At 73.0% G+C, this 20,012-nt stretch carries 13 protein-coding genes; 8 read left to right on the top strand and 5 right to left on the bottom strand.

What is annotated here, in order from left to right; translation table 11 throughout:
• Window positions 1–148: 148 nt before the first annotated feature.
• Window positions 149–1,051, top strand: a complete 903-nt coding sequence (locus AB0I41_RS01710; protein WP_357100654.1) for a helix-turn-helix transcriptional regulator — start codon at window positions 149–151, stop codon at window positions 1,049–1,051.
• A 781-nt stretch (window positions 1,052–1,832) separates the two neighbouring features.
• Window positions 1,833–2,591: a cyclase family protein gene (locus AB0I41_RS01705; protein WP_357100651.1), complete on the top strand. Its 759-nt coding sequence runs from the start codon at window positions 1,833–1,835 to the stop codon at window positions 2,589–2,591.
• Between the two features lie 15 nt (window positions 2,592–2,606).
• On the opposite strand, the gene AB0I41_RS01700 is transcribed toward AB0I41_RS01705, so the two are convergent.
• The gene (locus AB0I41_RS01700) at window positions 2,607–3,647 is read right to left on the bottom strand and encodes a S66 peptidase family protein (RefSeq protein WP_357100648.1); all 1,041 of its coding nucleotides are present in this window, start codon (window positions 3,645–3,647) and stop codon (window positions 2,607–2,609) included.
• A gap of 241 nt (window positions 3,648–3,888) precedes the next feature.
• Between AB0I41_RS01700 and ppc the strand changes: the two genes are divergently transcribed.
• On the top strand, window positions 3,889–6,675 hold the full coding sequence (gene ppc / locus AB0I41_RS01695) for a phosphoenolpyruvate carboxylase (RefSeq protein WP_357100645.1): 2,787 nt from the start codon (window positions 3,889–3,891) through the stop codon (window positions 6,673–6,675).
• A gap of 63 nt (window positions 6,676–6,738) precedes the next feature.
• Here ppc and AB0I41_RS01690 read toward each other — a convergent pair whose 3' ends face one another.
• A complete protein-coding gene (locus AB0I41_RS01690; RefSeq protein WP_357100642.1) occupies window positions 6,739–7,551 on the bottom strand; it encodes a hypothetical protein in 813 nt (270 codons plus the stop codon).
• Window positions 7,552–7,605: 54 nt separating this feature from the next.
• On the opposite strand from AB0I41_RS01690, the gene AB0I41_RS01685 reads away from it, so the two are divergent.
• The 3 genes from AB0I41_RS01685 to AB0I41_RS01675 all read left to right on the top strand — a co-directional run bounded on the left by AB0I41_RS01685 (window position 7,606) and on the right by AB0I41_RS01675 (window position 15,815).
• On the top strand, window positions 7,606–8,769 hold the full coding sequence (locus AB0I41_RS01685; RefSeq protein ID WP_357100639.1) for a DNA recombination protein RmuC: 1,164 nt from the start codon (window positions 7,606–7,608) through the stop codon (window positions 8,767–8,769).
• Window positions 8,770–8,918: 149 nt separating this feature from the next.
• The gene (locus AB0I41_RS01680; protein ID WP_357100636.1) at window positions 8,919–12,215 is read left to right on the top strand and encodes a S8 family serine peptidase; all 3,297 of its coding nucleotides are present in this window, start codon (window positions 8,919–8,921) and stop codon (window positions 12,213–12,215) included.
• A gap of 375 nt (window positions 12,216–12,590) precedes the next feature.
• Window positions 12,591–15,815 (top strand): S8 family serine peptidase, encoded by a 3,225-nt coding sequence (locus AB0I41_RS01675; protein WP_357100633.1) that lies wholly within the window; start codon window positions 12,591–12,593, stop codon window positions 15,813–15,815.
• 72 nt (window positions 15,816–15,887) lie between these two features.
• On the opposite strand, the gene AB0I41_RS01670 is transcribed toward AB0I41_RS01675, so the two are convergent.
• The gene (locus AB0I41_RS01670) at window positions 15,888–16,352 is read right to left on the bottom strand and encodes a hypothetical protein (RefSeq protein WP_357100630.1); all 465 of its coding nucleotides are present in this window, start codon (window positions 16,350–16,352) and stop codon (window positions 15,888–15,890) included.
• A 38-nt stretch (window positions 16,353–16,390) separates the two neighbouring features.
• Complete coding sequence (locus AB0I41_RS01665) at window positions 16,391–17,377, bottom strand: 4-hydroxy-3-methylbut-2-enyl diphosphate reductase (RefSeq protein ID WP_357100627.1); 987 nt, start codon at window positions 17,375–17,377, stop codon at window positions 16,391–16,393.
• Between the two features lie 286 nt (window positions 17,378–17,663).
• On the opposite strand from AB0I41_RS01665, the gene xseA reads away from it, so the two are divergent.
• Window positions 17,664–18,830: an exodeoxyribonuclease VII large subunit gene (xseA, locus tag AB0I41_RS01660; RefSeq protein WP_357101195.1), complete on the top strand. Its 1,167-nt coding sequence runs from the start codon at window positions 17,664–17,666 to the stop codon at window positions 18,828–18,830.
• Window positions 18,831–18,852: 22 nt separating this feature from the next.
• Complete coding sequence (locus AB0I41_RS01655; RefSeq protein ID WP_357101193.1) at window positions 18,853–19,065, top strand: exodeoxyribonuclease VII small subunit; 213 nt, start codon at window positions 18,853–18,855, stop codon at window positions 19,063–19,065.
• A 63-nt stretch (window positions 19,066–19,128) separates the two neighbouring features.
• Here AB0I41_RS01655 and AB0I41_RS01650 read toward each other — a convergent pair whose 3' ends face one another.
• Window positions 19,129–19,971 carry a hypothetical protein gene (locus AB0I41_RS01650; protein ID WP_357100624.1) on the bottom strand — a complete coding sequence of 281 codons (843 nt, stop codon included), beginning with the start codon at window positions 19,969–19,971 and terminating at the stop codon, window positions 19,129–19,131.
• Window positions 19,972–20,012: the final 41 nt, after the last annotated feature.

The following is a 20,012-nucleotide window of genomic DNA, read 5'->3' as shown; positions in this document are numbered from 1 at the left end:
GGAAGTCGACGCACGACGACGGCCCCGCGTCCAGCCGGACGGGGGGTGCACCTGTCGAGACTATCCCGCTGAGGAGACAATCCGGGTCGAGCCGTGGCGCAGGGCCGTGCCGGACCCACCCCGACGGCTCCCGGCGACGGGAGGAACGATGCCGGACCAGGTCGGCAGTGATCCCCGGGCACGGACCAGCCCGGGTCGGTGGCGGGTGCTGGGCGTGGCCGAGGGCATGCTCCTCTACCAGGTGCGCTGCCTCGTCGAGGACCCCGGCTGGCACGGTCCGGTGCCCAACCTGGGGCACCGGGTCTTCCTCGGCCGCTCCGGGGCCTCCCTTCGCCGGCTCAACGGGCAGCTCACCTTCGCCGACGCCACCTCGGTGCTGCTCAGCCGCCCCGGCGACGAGATGTACGTCAGCCATCCCCTCGGCGAGGGCGACGTCTACACGTGCCTGGAGCTGTCGCCAGAACTGCTGGCCGACCGGCCGGACGCCGGGCAGTGGCTGGACCGGCGCGGCTGGGACGGCAGCGTGGACGGACGGCTCGACCTGGAACACCGGATGCTGGTGGCCCGCTGCGCGCGCGGCGTGGACCGGTTCGAGTTCACCGAGCGGGTGCACCGCCTCGTCGGCCGGCTGCTCAGCGTCAGCCCGATCGGCGCCGGCGAGCCCGGAGCGGAGATCGAACGGGCCGCCGGCCGGCGTCCCGCCACCCTGGTCGCGCACCGCCGACTGGCCGACCGGGCCCGGGAGGTGCTCGCCGGCTCCGACTTCCGGATGGGCCTGACCGAGGTCGCCGCGCAGGTGGGCTGCTCGCCGCACCACCTGAGCCGGGTGTTCCAGCGGGTCACCGGGCAGCGCCTCACCACGTACCGCAACCGGCTGCGCGTCCGCGCGGTGCTCGACGTGCTCGCCGACGACGACGGGCAGCCGCTGGGCAGGATCGCCGCCGAGCACGGCTTCGCCGACCAGGCGCACCTGACCCGGGTGGTCCGGGAGCAGGTCGGCCATCCACCGGCCCGGTTGCGCCAGCTACTCACCTCCACCGAGTTGGCCTGACGCCCGGCCCGGCGACTCGGTCCGGCGACTCGGGCCGGCCCGGCGACTCGGGCCGGCCCGGCGACTCGGGCCGGCGACTCGGGGTCGGCCCGGCGACTCGGGCCGGCGGCCTCGGGGTCGGCCCGGCCGGTGATTCGAGCAAGATTCTTCAAGAATCGGGGTCAGCACAGCACCGAGGATGGATCGCGTCAGCCCGGATCGGGCCGCCCCGTCGAGGGCGGCCGAGGGGGTGCGCGGACCTGTTCGGGGAGGCCCGCGGCTCCGCCGGGAACCGGCGGCCGCCGCAGGGCGCGCCCCAGCGTGGAGGTGCCGCGAACCCCCCCCAGGCGCGGCACCTCCGCCCCCTCCCGCTCCCTCAAGATCCACACAAGTTCCCGCAAGTAGTGGTCTCCCCGCGCGCCCGACGCCACTACTTCCCGGAAACAGCGCGGATCCTGACCGGCACCTCCCAGCCGCCGCCCACCACACGTCGCCGGCCCGTCGACATCCGCGGAACTGCCGGAGAGTTGTGGTCTGCCGCGCGACGCAGGCCGCAAGGTCGCGGAAACAGCGGCGGATCTTGCGGGACCGCGAACGCCCGGTGGGGGGGATCTTGACCGGTGCGGGTGGGGCGTGGTCGGGTGGGTGGGTGACAGGTCAGTATCGGGCGCGGTTCGACGCGGAGGTCACGTTCGCCAACGGCGGCGGGCTGCGGACCGACGGTTTCCGGCTGGACATCCCGGGCCGGGAGATCGACGACTAGGCGCTGGCCGCGCTATTCGTCCGGCACCTCGGGCTGCTGATGGTCGCCGAGGTACGGATCAGCGGCAAGACGATCGTCGAGGAGCCACACAAGGGCGGCCGGGGCGTCGCGGCGGACCAGGTCGACACGGACCGACGCCTCGTCGAGCTGAGTCACGTGATCACCGACGGCATGACCACCCTGCCCGGCTGGCCGGCCCCCCGGATCACCGAGTGGCTGACCCGGGAGGCGTCCCGGGCGAACTACGCACCGGGCACCGAGTTCCAGGTTGGCCGGATCGACATGATCGCCAACACCGGGACGTACCTGGACACTCCCGCGCACCGCTGGGCCGACGGCGCCGACCTCACCGGCACCCCGCTGGACCGGCTCGCCGACCTGCCCGGCGTGGTCGTCCGGGTGCCGGCCGGCACCCGCGCGGTGGGCCGGCTGCTGCTGGCGCCGTACGACGTCGCCGGGCGCGCGGTGCTGCTGCACACCGGCTGGTCCACGCACTTCGGCACCGACCGGTACGCCGCGCCGGACGCCCCGTACCTCACCGGCGACGGGGCCCGTGCCCTGGTCGACGCCGGCGCCGCGCTGGTCGGCATCGACTCGATCAACATCGACGACATGAGCCCGGCGTCCGGCGGCGAGCGGCCGGCGCACAGCGTGCTGCTGGCCGCCGGCATCCCGGTGGTGGAGCACCTGACCGGCCTGGACGCCCTGCCCCCGGAGGGGTTCCGCTTCACCGCCGCGCCGCCGATGCTGGCCGGCATGGGCACCTTCCCGGTCCGCGCCTTCGCCGTCATCGGCTGACTCGCCCCACCGGCATCAGTACCGCACCGAGATCCGGCGCTCGACGGCGTCCACCCGGATCTCCCCGCCGTACGGAATGATCAGCTGCGGATCGGTGTGGCCGAGGTCGACGTCGAAGACCACCACCGCGTCCGGGTGGTACGGGGCCAGCGCCCGGGTGACCGCGTCGCGCTGCGCCTCGCCCCACGCCAGCCGCTCCGCGACCGACCGGGGGCTGTCGAAGTCCCACGCCTTGGGGCGGCCCACAACGACCGCCGGGAAGGTGGCGAGCAGCCCCCGCTCCCCCATGTTCCGCACGATCCGGAACACCTCCTGGGCGGCCGGCAGCTCCTCCGACGTCTCGATGATCAGCACCGAGCCGGCGAGTTCGACGGCGGCGGGGACCCGGTCGGTGGCCATCAGCCAGTGCAGGATCTCCAGGTTGCCGCCCCAGGTACGCCCCTGCACCACGGTCGCCGGCCCCTGCCAGCGCCAGCCCTCCCCGGGGAACATCACCGGCTCGTGGGCCAGCGAGGTGGGATCGCGCCAGTCACCGGGCTCGTCGCCCCATTCCGGCGCGGGCGTCAGGTCGTACCAGCCGGACGTGAAGAGGGCCGCTCGCAGCGAGTCCATGGTGAGCGGGTGCGGCCTGCCGGGCCGGCCGAGATGCACCAGCACCGAGCCGCCGTGGTACGCCACCATGCCCAGCCGGTACAGGTGGTTGAGGATATTGGTGTTGTCGGAGTAGCCGAAGTACGGCTTCGGGTTGGCCCGCAGCACCGCGTCGTCGAGGTGCGGGGTGACCGTGATCAGATCGTCCCCGCCCACGGTGGCCAGCACGGCGGTGACCGTCGGGTCGGCGAAGGCGGCAGTGAGGTCCCGCGCCCGCTCCCGCGGGTCCGCGTCCGTCATCCGGGTCGTCGGGTACTCGACCGGCTCCAGGCCGAACTCCTCGCGCAGCCGGCGCAGGCCAAGTTCGTACACGTGGGGAAAGAGCGCCGGCAGCCCGGCGGAGGGGGAGACCACGGCAACCCGATCGCCCGGTCTCGGCTTGGCGGGATAGTTCAGCGGCGTCATGATCGGACGCTACCGAACCGGCCCGAGGTGGTTTTCAGACCGTGACGGTCTGGCCACCGCCAGCGCCTCCGCGCCCGCCGCCGGTCGGCCTGGCAAATGGACGCCCGGCCGGACACGTGAGCGCGGACCGGGATCGTGGGGAAGGTGACATCGCGTGCCCCCTCCTTACCGAGGGGTCTCCACGGATACGATCGGCGGAGTCGGACAGCGCTGTCCTTCGTACTCACGTGAGGAGCGCATGGTGACCGACCAGCACGACCACGACGGCCCCGACGCCGCCCTGCGGGCCGACATCCGCCGCCTCGGCACCCTGCTCGGCCAGACCCTGGCCCGCCAGGAGGGCCGCCCCCTGCTCGACCTGGTCGAGGAGATCCGCGCCCAGGTCCGCTCCGACGCCCCGGCCGCCGCGCAGCGGCTCGGCGGGCTGGACGTGACCACCGGCACCAAGCTGGCCCGGGCCTTCTCCACCTACTTCCACCTGGCCAACATCACCGAGCAGGTGCACCGCGCCCGGGAACTGCGCCGGCGCCGCGCGGCCCACGGCGGCTGGCTCGACCAGGCGGCCAAGATGATCGCCGAGCGCGGGGTGCCGGCCGAGGAGATCGCCGCGGCGGCCCGCCGGCTCGCGGTGCGCCCGGTATTCACCGCCCACCCCACCGAGGCGGCCCGCCGCTCCATCCTGTCCAAGCTCCGCGCCATCGCCGACGAGCTGGACACCGAGACCACCAACGCCATCCTCTACGGCGCCAGCGACGAGGGCCCGGCGAACCGGCGCCTGGCCGAGCTGCTGGACCTGATGTGGCAGACCGACGAGCTGCGGCTGGACCGGCCGGACCCGACCGACGAGGCCCGCAACGCCATCTACTACCTGCGCGACCTGTACGCCGAGGCCGCCCCGCAGGTGCTCGGCGACCTCGCCGACACGCTGCGCACCCTGGGCGTGGAGACCTCGCCGACGGCCCGCCCGTTGACCTTCGGCACCTGGATCGGCGGCGACCGGGACGGCAACCCGTTCGTCACCCCGCTGGTCACCCGCGAGGTGCTCCACATCCAGCACGAGCACGGCATCACCGCCACCGAGGCGGCGATGGAGCACCTGATCAACGAGGTCTCCGTCTCCCGGCGGCTGCGCGCGGTGTCGTTGGACCTCTCCGCCAGTCTCGCCGCCGACCTGGACGCGCTGCCCGAGGTCGCGCCCCGGTTCCGCCGGGTCAACGCGGAGGAGCCGTACCGGCTCAAGGCGCGGTGCGTGAGGGCGAAGCTGGCCAACACCCGGGAGCGGCTGCGCCAGGGCACCCCGCACGTGCCGGGGCGGGACTACCGGGGCTCGGCCGAACTGATCGCCGACCTGGAGCTGCTCCGCGCCTCGCTGGCCCGCAACTCCGGGCAGCTCACCGCCGTGGGCCGGCTCGCCTCCACCATCCGTACGGTGTCCGCGTTCGGCCTGCACCTGGCCACCATGGACGTCCGCGAGCACGCCGAGGCGCACCACGCGGTGCTGGCCCAGCTCTACGCGGCGGTCGGCGAGGTGTCGGACTACCCGTCGCTGACCCGGCTGGAGCGGACCAAGCTCCTCGCCGACGAGCTGGCCGGCCGCCGGCCGCTGTCAACCCTGGACACCCCACTGACCGAGAACGCGCGGAAGACGTTCGACGTGTTCGGCGCGATCCGCGAGGCGCAGGACCGGTTCGGCTCCGAGGTGATCGAGTCGTACATCATCTCGATGACCCTGGGCGTGGACGACGTACTCGCCGCGGTGGTGCTCGGGCGCGAGGCCGGGCTGATCGACGTGCACAGCGGGCGGGCCCGGATCGGCTTCGTGCCGCTGCTGGAGACCCCGTCGGAGCTGAACGCCGGCGGCGAGCTGCTCGACGAGCTGCTGTCGCTGCCCGCCTACCGGGCGCTGGTCGCGGCCCGGGGCGACGTGCAGGAGGTGATGCTGGGCTACTCCGACTCCAACAAGGAGGCCGGCATCACCACCAGCCAGTGGTCGATCCACCGGGCGCAGCGGGCGCTGCGGGACGTGGCCGCCCGGCACGGCGTGCACCTGCGGCTCTTCCACGGCCGGGGCGGTACGGTCGGGCGCGGCGGCGGGCCGACGCACGACGCGATCCTGGCCCAGCCGTACGGCACGCTGGACGGCGCGATCAAGGTCACCGAGCAGGGCGAGGTCATCTCCGACAAGTACACGCTGCCGGCGCTGGCCCGGGAGAACCTGGAGCTGACCGTGGCGGCGGTGCTCCAGGCGACGCTGCTGCACACCGCGCCCCGCCAGCCGGCCGAGATGCTGGAGCGCTGGGACGCGACGATGGACGTGGTCTCCGAGTCGGCGTTCCGCTCCTACCGGGGGCTGGTCGAGGACCCGGACCTGCCGGCGTACTTCTGGGCCTCGACCCCCACCGAGCTGCTCGGCGCGCTCAACATCGGCTCCCGGCCGGCGAAGCGGCCGAACACCGGGGCCGGGCTGGGCGGACTGCGGGCCATCCCGTGGGTGTTCGGCTGGACGCAGACCCGGCAGATCGTGCCGGGCTGGTTCGGGGTCGGCTCGGGGCTGGCGGCGGCGCGGGCGGCCGGGCTGGCGGACGTGCTCGCCGAGATGCACCGCAACTGGCACTTCTTCCGCACGTTCCTGTCGAACGTCGAGATGATGCTGACGAAGACCGACCTGAGCATCGCCCGCCGCTACGTGGAGAGCCTGGTCCCGAAGAAGCTTCACCCGATCTTCGACAAGATCGAGCAGGAGTACGAGCTGACCAAGCAGGAGGTGCTGGCGATCACCGCCTCGCCGGCCCTGCTGGAGAACTCGCCGGTGCTCCAGCGCACCCTCGCGGTCCGCGACACCTACCTGGAGCCGCTGCACCACCTCCAGGTGGCGCTGCTGCGCCAGTACCGGGACTCCGGCGCCGCCGGGCGGGCGGTGGCGACCGCGCCGGGCGGCCGCCGCGCGCCGAGCGACGGTACGGCGTTGGAGCGGGCCCTGCTCACCACGGTCAACGGCATCGCCGCCGGGATGCGCAACACCGGCTGACGGGCGCACGGAGGGGCCCCGGTCTCCTCGACCGGGGCCCGTCGCGTGCCGCTCAGCCGGCGGTCACCAGTCACCGCCGCCGAAATCACCGCCGCCGAAGTCCCCGCCGCCGAAGTCCCCCGCGCCGAAATCACCGCCGCCGAAGTCGGCCGCCTGGTCGCCGCCGCCGAAGTCGCCCTGGTCGCCGTAGTCCGCGCCCTGGTCCCCGGCGCCCTGGTCGGCGCCGTCGCCGAAGCCCTCCTGGTAACCGGCCTCGGCGCCGTAGCCCGGGTCGGCGAAGGCCGGCGAGAAGAGCGCGTCGGCGATCAGCATCCCGCCGAGCACTCCGGCGCCCGCGCCCAGCGCGGTCTTCCACCACGGCGTCGAGTACCAGCCGGCCGGCACCGGCCGCCCCTGGAGGCGCCCGCCGGGGTAGTAGTACGGCGTGTCCCGGCCGGGCTGCGGGCCGGCCTTGAAGGTCTGCCCCTGCACCTGCACCTGGCGTTCCCTGGTCAGCTCGCCGGTGCCCTGCGCGGCGGCCAGCGGGGGCAGCTCCGGCCCCGGGTCCAGGCCGAGCGCCACCCGGGCCGCCCGGGCGTACGCCAGCCCCTCCAGCGCGGTCTCCCGGGCCAGCCGGTACTGCTGGATCGTCCCGGCCTGCTCCAGCTGGCTGCCGGCGGCGTTGTAGCGCTCCGCCGCGTCGACCAGTGCCTGGCGTACGGCCGGGTCGTCGCCGTGCAGGTTCATCACCTGGCCACCGAGGCGTTCGTACCAGCGCTGGGCGTCGGCGCGCACGTCGGCGAGGCTGCGCGCGTCCCGGGCGGCCCGTTCCCGCTGCCACCAGAAGAAGCCGCCGGCCAGGAGGGCCACCAGGACGACCACGAGCAGAAGTTCCATGCCGCTGAACGTACCCGCAGGCGTCGAGTCGTACGCGTTTGGCAAGCTCGGGTGATGGACTTCTCGACGCTGGCCGTGGTGGTCGTCTGCCTGGCCGCGGGCGGCGCCGTGGGCTGGTACGCCGCCCGGGCCCGGTCGGCCACCGAGATCGCCCGGCTGGAGGCGACCCTGGCGGCCACCCGCGAGGGCGAGGGGCGGCTGGAGCAGTCGATGCGGGCGCTCAGCTACGAGGCGACCGCCCAGTCGCAGGAGGCGGTCGCGCGGGCGGTGGCCCCGCTGCACGACACCCTGCGCCGCTACGAGCAGCGGGTGGGCGAGCTGGAGCGCGACCGGGTCGACGCGTACGCCGAGCTGCGCGAGCAGGTCCGCGCGATGAGCACGGTCTCCGGCGAGCTGCGCACCGAGACCAAGCAGCTGGTGGCGGCGCTTCGGGCGCCGCAGGTGCGGGGCCGCTGGGGCGAGCACCAGCTGCGCCGGATCGTCGAGGCCGCCGGCATGCTGGAGCACTGCGACTTCAACGAGCAGGTCACCGCCGCCACCGACCACCAGGGGGTACGCCCCGACCTGGTGGTCCGGCTGCACGGGGGCCGGACGGTGGTGGTGGACGCCAAGGCGCCCTTCGACGCCTACCTGACCGCGATGGAGGCCCGCGACGAGCGGGGGCGGGACACCCACCTCGACGCCCACGCGCGGCACCTGCGGGCGCACGTCGACGCGCTGGCCGCCAAGTCGTACTGGGCGGCCTTCGACTCCACCCCCGAGTTCGTCGTGCTCTTCGTGCCGGCCGACCCGTTCCTGGACGTGGCGTTGCAGCGCGACCCGACGCTGCTGGAGCACGCCTTCGCCCGCGACGTGGTGCTGGCCACCCCGGCCACCCTGGTGGCCCTGCTGCGCACGGTCGCCTACTCCTGGCGGCAGGAGGCGCTGGCCCGCAACGCGGTCGCCGTCCACTCGCTCGCCCGCGAGCTGTACGGGCGACTGTCCACCCTGGGCGACCACGTCGGCAAGCTCGGCACGTCGCTGGGCGGGGCGGTGACCGCGTACAACCGGGCGGTGGGCTCGTTGGAGGCGCGGGTGCTGGTCAGCGCCCGCAAGCTGGCCGAGCTGGGGGTCTCCGACCAGGAGCTGGCGACCCCGGCCCAGGTGGAGGTGGCGCCCCGGCAGCCGCAGGCCCCGGAGCTGTCGGACGGCACCTCCACGGTGGACCGGGTCGGCTGATGGCACCCGTGTGACAGCGCGCACCCCCGCGTATCACGAAGTGGTCACAAGGTACTGCCCGGTAGTGACACCGCCACTACGCAGCACAAAGGATTTTGCTCACGCGTGCCCTGTCATCTCAGGGCCCTGTTCTCTGGAGGAAAGAGAACGTGAGCAAACCCCGCAACCTGAGCCGGCGTACCTCCGCCGGGCTCTTCGCCTCGGTCGTGGCTGCCGGCGCCATGACCGGCGCGGGTAGCGCCGCCACCGCGAGCGCCGCTCCCGCATCCCCCGACGCCCCGGCCAACGCCGTTGAGGCGCTGGGCTCGCACGACGCCAAGCTGCTCGCCGAGGCCGAGGCGAAGCACGCGCCGACCGTCACCCTGATCGTCGCAACCGAGAAGGGTGAGGCGAAGGACGTCGCCGCCGCGCTGAAGGACCTCGGCGGCACGGTCAGCCAGCGCTTCGACTCCATCGGCTACGTGCTGGCCAAGGTCCCCACCGCGAAGGTGCTGAAGGCCGCCACGCTCCCCGGCGTCGCGGCGGTCGACCTCGACGAGACCATCCAGCTCCCCGACCCGGCCCCCGAGACCGCGCCCGCCGGCGCCGAGGCCGCCGAGCAGGGCGAGACCCTGGCCGGCCCGGGTGCCGGCACCGGCGGGGTCAACCCGTACATGCCGACCAACGAGACCGGCGCCGAGGCCTTCAAGGCCGCCCACCCCGAGTGGGACGGGCGCGGGGTCACCATCGGGATCATGGACACCGGTGTGGACCTCGACCAACCGGCGCTGCAGAAGACCACCACGGGCGAGCGCAAGATCGTCGACTGGGTCACCGCGACCGACCCGTTGGAGGACGCCACCTGGCGTCGGATGAACACCGAGGTGACCGGCCCGACCTTCACCATCGGCACCACCGCCTGGACGGCCCCGGCCGGCACCTACCGGTTCGCCACCTTCAGCGAGTCGATCACGCGGGGCAGCGACCCGGCCGGTGACGTCAACCGCGACGGCGACATTACCGACACGTTCGGCATCCTCTACAACCCCGTCAACGGCGATATCCGGGTCGACGTCAATCAGAACAAGGACTTCACCGACGACGAGCTGATGCGGCCGTACAAGGAGAAGTTCCAGGTCGGGCACTTCGGCACGGACAACCCGGCCACCGCCGTCCGCGACCAGATGCCGTTCGTGGTGGAGTTCCGCCGCAACGTCGACACCTCGCCGATCGGCATCCCGGGCACCTGGGACTACGTCAACATCGGCATCATCGAGTCGACCCACGGCACGCACGTCGCCGGCATCACCGCCGCCAACGACATGCTGGGCAACAGCGCCTTCGACGGCGCGGCGCCCGGCGCCAAGCTGGTCTCCGCCCGGGCCTGCTCCTGGGGCGGCGGCTGCACCGCCGCCGCGCTCACCACCGGCATGGCCGACCTGGTGATCAACCGCAGGGTCGACGTGGTCAACATGTCGATCGGCGGCCTGCCGGCGGTGAACGACGGCTCCAACGCCCGCGCCCAGCTCTACAACGACCTGATCACCAGCTACGGCGTGCAGCTGTTCATCTCGGCGGGCAACTCCGGCCCGGGCCTGAACACCGTCGGCGACCCGTCGGTGGCGTCCAACGTGGTCAGCGTCGCGGCCAGCATCAGCAGGGACACCTGGCTGGCCAACTACGGCTCTGCCGTCCGCAAGGACAACGCGCTGTTCAACTTCTCCTCGCGCGGCCCGCGTGAGGACGGCGGTTTCAAGCCGAACATCGCCGCCCCCGGCTCGGCGATCTCCACCGCGCCGACCTGGCAGCCGGGCGTCCCGGTCGCCGAGGCCGGCTACCCGCTGCCGCCGGGCTACCAGATGCTCAACGGCACCTCGATGGCCTCCCCGCAGGCCACCGGCGCCGCCGCGCTGCTGCTCTCCGCGGCCAGGGCGAACGACCAGGGGGTCAGCCCGGCCGCGCTGCGCCGGGCGGTCTACTCCTCGGCCAAGCCGATCGCGGACGTCGCCACGTACGCGCAGGGCTACGGCATGCTCGACGTGCCCGGCGCCTGGGCGCTGCTCAGCGAGGGCGTCCAGGCCCGCTCGTACACCTCCGACGCGCCGGTCTGCACCGAGCTGTCGAAGAACCTGACCCGTTACGACGCGGGCACCGGCAAGTTCGTGCCGAACCCGGACCGGGGCACCGGCGTCTACAACCGCTGCGCCTCCGGGCAGGGCGGCCAGAAGGTCAACCAGACGAAGACGTACAAGGTCAAGGTCACCCGTACCAGCGGCCCGTCCGGCGCCGTCCGGCACGACGTCGAACTGCGCGGCAACGACGGCACCTTCACCGCGCCGCGGTCGGTCGTGCTGCCGCTGAACAAGGCCGTCACCATCAACGTGGTCGCCGAGCCGCGTACCGACGGTGCGCACGGCGCGCTGATGACCATCGACGACCCGGCCACCAACGTGGTCGACTTCGAGGTCTCCACCGTGGTGGTCGCCGCCAACGACGTGAAGAAGCCGGCCTACGCCTACTCGACCGAGGGCTCGGTCGACCGGAACAGCTTCATCTCGTACTTCGTGACGGTGCCGGCCGGGGCGGGCGCGCTCCAGGTCAACCTCTCCGGCATCGCCACCGGCTCGCAGACCCGGTTCATCGCCGTCAACCCGTACGGCATCCCGGTGGAGAGCACCGCCAGCACCGCCTGCTACACCAACTTCTCCGACCCGGCGGTCTGCAAGCCACAGGAGCGGGACTACCAGAACCCGATCCCGGGTGTCTGGGAGATCGAGGTGGAGGCCCGGCGCACGTCGCCGTCGCTGAACAACCCGTTCCAGCTCCAGGCGCGGGTGCAGGGCGTCCAGGTCGAACCGGCCGTGATCGAGCTGCCGTCGGTGACCGCCGGCACCCCGACCGAAGTGACCTGGGACCTGGCCAACACCTTCGGCCCGGTCGCGGTGACCGGCCAGGGCGGCCCGCTGGCCAGCGTGCACGCCGAGCGGCCGACCATCGCCGAGGGCGCGCAGCAGGAGTACACGGTGACGGTGCCGGCCGGGACGACCAGCTTCACGGCCCGGATCGGCAACACCGCCAACCTCGGGGCCGACCTGGACCTGTCGGTCTTCCTGGGCGCCACCCGGGTGGGCCGCTCGGCCGACGGTGACTCGGAGGAGGCGGTCACCCTGACCAACCCGGCCGCCGGCACCTACCGGGTCGTGATCGACGGGTACGCCGTCGACGGTCCGGGCACCAGCACCGCCTACGACTACCGGGACTCGTTCTCGGCGCCGTCGCTGGGCACGCTGTCCGCCCCGACCACCCCGCTCCCGCTGGACAACGGCGACACCGCCACCCTCACCGGTACGGTGACCGCCCTGTCCGCCCCGACCGCCGGCCGGGAGCTCTACGGCGACCTGGCCGTCACCACCACCGAGGGCGCGGTCGTCGGCCGCGGCTCGGTCTCGGTCGGCGCGGTGAACTGAACACCCGGCGGTCGGTCGACCGCCTGAGCACCATCAGGAGCCCGTCCCCGGTCCATTGGGGGCGGGCTCCTGCGCGGTGGCCGGCGCCCTCCGTCTGACACGGTCACGGCCACCCCGCGACCCGAAACGGAGACCGCTGCCCGAAGCGGCGCGGTCTGCTGGACGATCGGACGATCGACGGCCATGACCTGTCCCTTTTATGTTTGCCGCCGGGCAACCGTCCGCGCCGCCGTTACCACGGCGGTCGTCCGCGTAACGCCGCTGTCACACCTGTCGCTGAGGTAGTGACGGCGGCCCGCGTCAACCGACCGTGCCGTCGCATCCCCCCGCCCTGGCTCTGCCAGTGCCCCTCGCTCTCCCTTCGGAGGAAGAGACGTGAGCAAACCCCCGATCAGGCGCGGCCGTACCTCGGCCGCGCTCGTCGCGTCGGCGGTCACCGCCGGCGCCGTGACCCTGGCGTTCGTCGGCACCCCGGCCAGCGCCGAGCCGGCCACCGCGGTAGTCAAGAGCGGCACCGGCTGGACCCCCACCGACCAGGACCGCCTCGCCGAGGCGAAGGCCGCGGGCCGCAAGACGGTCACCGTGCTGATCGGCGCCCGGGACGGTCAGTCCGCCACCGCCGCCGACCGCCTCGCCGGGCTCGGCGCCACCGTCCTCTACCGTGACGACGACCTGGGCTACCTGCGGGCCGAGGTGGCCACCGAGCGGGCCGACCGGGTCGCGCGACTGGACGGCGTGCAGGCGGCGGAGATCGACGCGTCGGTGCCGCTGCCCGACCCGCGGCCGGAGGCGGCCGAGCCGGTGGCGGCGCAGCCCGCGCCCGGGCCCGGCACTCCTGCGGTCAACCCGTACATGCCGATCGGCGACATGGGGGCGGCCCAGTTCACGGCGGCCAACCCGACGCTCGACGGGCGCGGCGTGACCGTCGGCATCCTCGACACCGGCATCGACCTGTCGCACCCGGCGTTGCAGAAGACCACCACCGGCGAGCGCAAGATCGTCGACTGGGTCACCGCCACCCACCCGACCGACGACGCCGACCCGACCTGGATCAGCATGACCAGCAAGGTGTCCGGCCCGAGCTTCGCGGCGGACGGCCGGACGTGGACGGCCCCGGGCTCCGGCTCGTACCGCTTCGGCGTGTTCGACGAGCGCGACCCCAACCTCGGCGGCGAGGTCGGCAACGACGTCAACCGGGACGGCAACCCGGCCGGCAGCAGCGGCCGGTTCGGCGTGCTCTGGGACGGCGGCAGCACCGTCTGGGTCGACACCAACCAGAACGGCTCCTTCGCCGACCAGGCCGCGATGGCCGACTACAAGGTCCGCAACGACGTGGGGACCTTCGGCACGGACAACCCGGCGACCGACATCAACGAGTCGATGCCCTTCGTCGTCCAGGTGAACGGCAAGGACAAGTTCGTCAACATCGGCATCGTCTCCGGCGCCCACGGCTCCCACGTCGCCGGCATCACCGCCGGCAACGGCCTCTTCGGCGGTGCGATGACCGGCGCCGCCCCCGGCGCCAAGCTGGTCTCCGTCCGGGTCTGCATGTTCGTGGCCGGCTGCACCTCCAGCGCGCTCATCGAGGGCATGATCTACGCCGCGAAGCAGGCGAACGTCGACGTCATCAACATGTCGATCGGCGGTCTGCCCTCGCTCAACGACGGCAACAACACCCGTGCGCTGCTCTACAACCGGCTCATCGACCAGTACGACGTGCAGATGTTCATCTCCGCCGGCAACAGCGGGCCGGGCGCCAACACCGTCGGCGACCCCTCGGTGGCCGAGCGGGTGATGAGCATCGGCTCGTACGTCACCGACGCCACCTGGCGGGCCAACTACGGCTCCAGCTCGCCGTACGCGGAGAGCCTGCACTACTACAGCTCGCGCGGCCCGCGTGAGGACGGCGGCTTCAAGCCCAACGTGATCGCGCCCGGTTCGGCGATCTCGACGATCCCCACCTGGCAGCCGGGCGGGCCGGTCGCCGGCACCTACCCGCTGCCCCCGGGGTACGCGATGTTCAACGGCACGTCGATGGCCTCGCCGCAGGCGGCGGGCGCCGGGGCGCTGCTCGTCGGCGCCGCCAAGGCCCAGGGCTTCCAGCGCAAGCCGGCCCAGCTCCGGCAGGCCATGATGTCCTCGGCCCGGTTCATCGACAACACCGGGACCTACGAGCAGGGCGCCGGCCTGATCGACGTGAAGGCGGCCTACGAGCAGCTGCGCAAGAACATCAGGACGGTCGACATCACCTCCTCGGTGCCGGTGAGCACCGTGCTCTCCGGCTTCCTCGCCAAGCCGGGCGTGGGTGTCGGCATCTACGACCGGGAGGGCGTGACCGTCGGGCGGGAGTACACCCGCACGTACACCTTCACCCGCACCAGCGGCGGCACGAAGCCGGTGACGTACGACCTGTCCTGGGTCGGCAACGACGGCACGTTCGCGGCGCAGTCGTCGGTCGCGCTGCCGCTGAACAAGCCGGTCACCGTCGCGGTGACGATCAACCCGGCGACCCCGGGCGCGCACTCGGCGGTCCTGCGGCTCGACGACCCGGCGACCACCGGCATCGATCACCAGACCATGAACACGGTGATCGCGCCGTACACCTTCGAGCCGACCGCCAACTACCAGGTGCAGATCACCGACAAGGTCGGGCGCAACCAGTCCCTGCACTACTTCTTCAAGGTGCCGGCCGGCACGCCGGCGCTCAAGGTGGACTTCACCGGCCCGAGCGGGGCGGCGGGCACCGGCCAGGCCCGGTTCCTGCGCTACCACCCGTACGGTGTGGCGATCGACAACAACGCGTCGACCTCCTGCTACTCGCCGACCGCGGGCGTCTGCGCCACCGGCTCGCCCAACAGCCGCACCACGGCCAACCCGTTGGCCGGCGTCTGGGAGGTCACCGTGGACGGTCGGCGTACCTCGGACGCGGAGTGGACCTCGTTCACGCTGACCGCCTCGGCGCTCGGCGCGACCGTCTCCCCCGACCCGGACGTGATCGCCTCCGCTCCGGCCGGCGCGCCGGTCGCCCGGTCGTACACCCTGACCAGCACGCTCGGCGCGTTCACCGGCCGGGCGGTCGGCGGCGGCTCGCTGGGCAGCGCCCGGCGGGGGCCGTTCACCATCGGCGCCCAGGAGACCAAGGAGTACGACCTGACGGTGGCGCCCGGTTCGACCCAGCTGCGGGCGACCATCGGCGGCACCTCCGACCCGGGGGCCGACCTCGACCTGTACGTGCTGAACTGCACGTCGGGGACGTGCGTCGAGGCCGGCAGGAGCGCCGACGGCGACTCCGAGGAGTCGGTGACCCTCGCCAACCCGGCACCGGGTGCCTGGAAGGTGCGGGTCGAGGGCTATGCGGTCCCCGCGGGCTCGACCAGCTTCAACTACATCGACGTCTTCACCAACCCGGCCTTCGGCTCGGTGACGGTGACCGACGCCAACGCCCCGCGACAGACGGGCACGTCGTGGGAGGTGTCCGGTTCGGTGACGGCGAAGGTCGCGCCGGAGAGCGGCCGGGTGCTCTACGGCAACGTCGTGGTGCGTACCGACACCAACATCCTCATCGGCAGCGGTGACGTGGTGGTGCAGGCGGTCAACTGACCGGCACCGACCGAGACGAGAGGCCCGTCCCCGAAGGGGGGCGGGCCTCTCGTCCGTCGTGGCCGGGGAGGGTCAGGCCCGTTTCGCGGACTCGACCACGAACGGGGTGCCCTGCTGGCAGGTGGTCATCATGTCCGGCTGGGGCTGGCCGGTGACGGTGACCCTGGCGCCCACGGTGAGGACGTCCCGTGGGCCGCCGATGAGCTGGTAGCCGTCGACCAGCAGGCAGTTCGGCTCCACCCCGGGCTGCACGGTGCCGGTGATCGTGGTGGCGCCCGGGCCGGGCGGGCGGCCGGGGCCGACCGGCGGCCGCTTCGTCGGCGGCACGGCGGTCGGCGCACCCACGGTCGGCGGGACGGTCGGCAGCGGCGCTGCCGGGTCGACCGGCTCCGCCGGGTCCGTGCTGGGCGAACTGGTCACCGGCGATCCCTCCGAGGGGCTGGTGGTGCCCGTCCGGTCGCCGCCGGCCTGGCCGCCGCAGGCGCTCAGCGCCGCGCACACGACCAGAGCGGCGAGGGCCATCCGAGGAGTCTTCATGCCTACTGGGACGTGCCCGAGGGGTGATCCGTTCCCGGTCAGGCCCGCGCGGCGGCGGCCTTCATGTCGCGCTTGAGCTCCTGCGGCAGCGAGAAGGTCAACCGCTCGTCGGCGGTGGTGATCTCCTCGACGTCGGTGAATCCCCGCCCGGCGAGGTGGGCCAGCACGTCCTGCACCAGTTCGTCCGGCACGCTCGCGCCGGAGGTGACGCCGACGGTGCCGGCGCCGGTCAGCCAGGCGTCGTCGATCTCGTGCGCGAAGTCGACCAGATGCCCGGCGCGGGCGCCGGCGTCCAGCGCGACCTCGACCAGCCGCACCGAGTTGGAGGAGTTGCGCGAGCCGACGACGATCACCACGTCGCAGTCGGGGGCGATCTCCTTGACCACGTGCTGGCGGTTGGAGGTGGCGTAGCAGATGTCGTCGCTGGGCGGCGACTGGAGCAGCGGCAGCCGAGACTTGAGCCGGGCCACGGTCTCCAGCGTCTCGTCCACCGACAGGGTGGTCTGGGAGAGCCAGACGACCTTGTTCGGGTCCCGCACGGTGACCTTGTCGACGCCGTCGGGGCCGTCCACCAGCTGGATGTGCGCGGGGGCCTCGCCGGCGGTGCCGACGACCTCCTCGTGCCCCTCGTGGCCGATCAGCAGAATGTCGTAGTCCTCGGCGGCGAACCGCTTCGCCTCCTGGTGCACCTTGGTCACCAGCGGGCAGGTCGCGTCGATCGCCTTCAGCGAGCGCGCCTTCGCCTGCTCGTAGACCTCCGGGGCGACGCCGTGCGCGGAGAAGATGACGGTGGCGCCCTCCGGCACCTCCGCGTTCTCCTCGACGAAGACCGCGCCCTTGGCCTCCAGGGTCCGCACCACGTGCTTGTTGTGCACGATCTCCTTGCGCACGTAGATCGGGGCGCCGTAGAGCTTGAGCGCCTCCTCCACGGTCTGCACCGCCCGGTCGACGCCCGCGCAGTAGCCGCGGGGGCTGGCCAGGAGCACGCGCTTGCCGGTCCGGGGGGTCGTCTCAGCCTGGGTCACCCGTCCATCGTACGTGCCGGGTTTTCCGGCGGCAGCGGCTGCGACCCGTACCACAGCCGGGGTCGCGGACTGACAGAATGGGCGGACCGGCATGCGCGCAGGGCCACCGGCCACCATCCGAAAACCACATTTCGGGTACGAGAGGATGCGCGCCATGGTGCTCACCGCCCGCCCCGGCGAGCGGCACGCGCTGTCGGGGCTCCCGCTGGTCGTCGGAGCCTGACCGTAGGGTGGGCGGGTGACCGACGCCCCGCGCAGCACCCCCGAGGAGCCCTGGCCGGTCCGGGTGGTCAGCCAGAAGGTCGGAGCCTGGATCGCCCGCCTCGGCTGGGTCTGGGTGGACGGGCAGGTGGCGCAGATCAGCCGCCGCCCCGGCGCGAGCACCGTCTTTCTCACCCTGCGCGACCCGTCCGCCGACCTGAGCCTGACCGTCACCACCAACCGGGACGTGCTCGACTCGGGCGCGCCGGAGCTGCGCGAGGGTGCCCGGGTGGTGCTGCACGCCAAGCCGGAGTTCTACGCGGCCCGGGGCACGCTGAGCCTGCGCGCCGACGAGATCCGCCAGGTGGGGCTCGGCGAGCTGCTGGCCCGGCTGGAGAAGCTCAAGAAGCTGCTCGCCGCGGAGGGGCTGTTCGACCGGGCCCGCAAGCGCCGCCCGCCGTTCCTGCCCGGCCGGGTCGGCCTGATCACCGGCCGCGCCTCGGCGGCCGAGCGGGACGTGCTCACCAACGCCCGGCGTCGCTGGCCGGCGGTGGAGTTCCGCACGGTCAACGTGGCGGTGCAGGGCCCGAGCGCGGTGCCGCAGATCGTCGACGCGCTGAAGGTGCTCGACGCCGACCCGAGCATCGACGTGATCATCCTGGCCCGGGGCGGCGGTGGCATTGAGGACCTGCTGCCCTTCTCCGACGAGGCGCTGTGCCGGGCGGTCTTCGCCTGCCGTACGCCGGTGGTCAGCGCGATCGGCCACGAGACGGACGCCCCGCTGGTCGACTACGTCGCCGACGTCCGCGCGTCCACGCCGACCGACGCGGCCAAGCGGGTCGTGCCCGACCTCACCGAGGAGGTCCGCCTGATCGGCCAGGCCCGGTCCCGGCTGGAACGCGCGGTCCGCAACCTGGTCGACCGCGAGTCGCACCGGCTCGACCTGCTCCGCTCCCGACCGGTGCTGGCCCGCCCACAGGTGATGGTCGACCAGCGGGCCGCCGAGGTGAGCGCACTGCGGGACCGCACGGGCCGCTGCCTCGACCATCGCCTCGGGGCCGCCGCCGACGACCTGCGGCACACCCTGGCCCGGCTGCGCGCCCTGTCCCCCGCGGCCACCCTCGACCGGGGGTACGCGATCGTGCAGCGCGCCGACGGCCATGTCGTACGCGCCGCCGCCGAGGTGGCCAAGGGTGATCCGCTGCGGGTACGCCTCGCCGACGGCGAGCTGACCGCGACCGTCGACGGCTGAGGAGTGTGGTGGGATGGGTGCGATGACCGACGAGACCAGGGACGAGCAGCTCAGCTACGAGCAGGCCCGCGCCGAGCTGGCCCAGGTGGTGGAGAAGCTGGAGGCCGGTGGCACCTCGCTGGAGGAGTCGCTGGCGCTCTGGGAGCGCGGCGAGAAGCTGGCCGAGGTCTGCCAGCGCTGGCTGGACGGGGCCCGGGCCCGGATCGACGCCGCCCGCCAGGCCGCCGACTCCTGACGCGGGTCCCGCCCGGGCAGCGGCGGGACGGCCGAGAGCCGCCCCGCCGCCCCGTCGACGGCTTCAGTTGAACAGGTTGTAGAACTCCTGGGGCGCCTCGACCACCTGGTCGGCCGGCGGCTTCTGCGCGGCGGTGGCGTTGCCGTAGTCGGTGTAGGTGACCTTGATGTCCTGCGCGGCGTTCTGGCCGGCGGCCGGAATCTGGATCACCATCTCGCTGAGCCGGCCCTGCGGGTCCAGCTTGGCGGTGAACGGCACCGACCTGGCCTGCTGGCCGAGTGCGGTGATCACGGACTGGTCCACCGAGCCGGCCTCGGCCGCCTTCGACACGTCGAGCGTGCCGGCGTAGGCGCCCTCGCCGGTCTGCCGGACCTCGGTGATGCCCTGGGTCAGCACCTCGCTGCCGGCCGGGTCGATCTTGTCGAAGTCGAAGCCCAGCGCCTTGTTGCCCTTGATCCGGGTCTGGTCGAGGTGCTGGTACTTGCCGAGGTTGAGCTTCTGCGCGCCGGGAATGGTGCCGGCGGACCTGCCGCCGAGCTCCAGCTTCACCCAGCTGTCCGGCTTGGCGTGGATCAGGTCGAGCTTCATCGACAGGTCCGAGGACGCGTCACCGATCAGCACGCGCATCTCGGCGCTCTGGCTCGGCTCGTGCACCTGCCCCTCGGCGGTCGAACCGGCGCCGGACATGGTGAACCGGAAGTTGCCGTTCCTGATCTCGTTGGTGGAGTTGAGCAGGGCCTGCTTGGCGTCGGCGTCACCGCTCGGGGCGATGGCCGAGCCGGACGCGGCTGGCGTCGCGGAGCCGGACGCTGCCGGGTCACCCGTCCCGCTGGCGTTGCAGGCGGCCAGACCGGGGGTGAGCAGCGTCGCCGCGAAGACCGCCGCACTGAAGCGTCGAATGGTCACGAGAACCTCTCAAGTGGGTCGTCCGGCCCGCTGGGGCGCCG

This window comes from Micromonospora sp. NPDC050200 (genome assembly GCF_040656135.1).
GTDB lineage: Bacteria > Actinomycetota > Actinomycetes > Mycobacteriales > Micromonosporaceae > Micromonospora.
This window is presented reverse-complemented; position numbering and strand designations above follow the sequence as displayed.

Excerpts from the sequence above, each read along its gene's own strand:
- AB0I41_RS01710 (WP_357100654.1), top strand. The coding sequence starts at position 149 with ATGCCGGACCAGGTCGGCAGTGATCCCCGGGCACGGACCAGCCCGGGT.
- AB0I41_RS01705 (WP_357100651.1), top strand. The coding sequence starts at position 1,833 with ATGGTCGCCGAGGTACGGATCAGCGGCAAGACGATCGTCGAGGAGCCA.
- AB0I41_RS01700 (WP_357100648.1), bottom strand. The coding sequence starts at position 3,647 with ATGACGCCGCTGAACTATCCCGCCAAGCCGAGACCGGGCGATCGGGTT.
- AB0I41_RS01690 (WP_357100642.1), bottom strand. The coding sequence starts at position 7,551 with ATGGAACTTCTGCTCGTGGTCGTCCTGGTGGCCCTCCTGGCCGGCGGC.
- AB0I41_RS01685 (WP_357100639.1), top strand. The coding sequence starts at position 7,606 with ATGGACTTCTCGACGCTGGCCGTGGTGGTCGTCTGCCTGGCCGCGGGC.
- AB0I41_RS01670 (WP_357100630.1), bottom strand. The coding sequence starts at position 16,352 with ATGAAGACTCCTCGGATGGCCCTCGCCGCTCTGGTCGTGTGCGCGGCG.
- AB0I41_RS01655 (WP_357101193.1), top strand. The coding sequence starts at position 18,853 with ATGACCGACGAGACCAGGGACGAGCAGCTCAGCTACGAGCAGGCCCGC.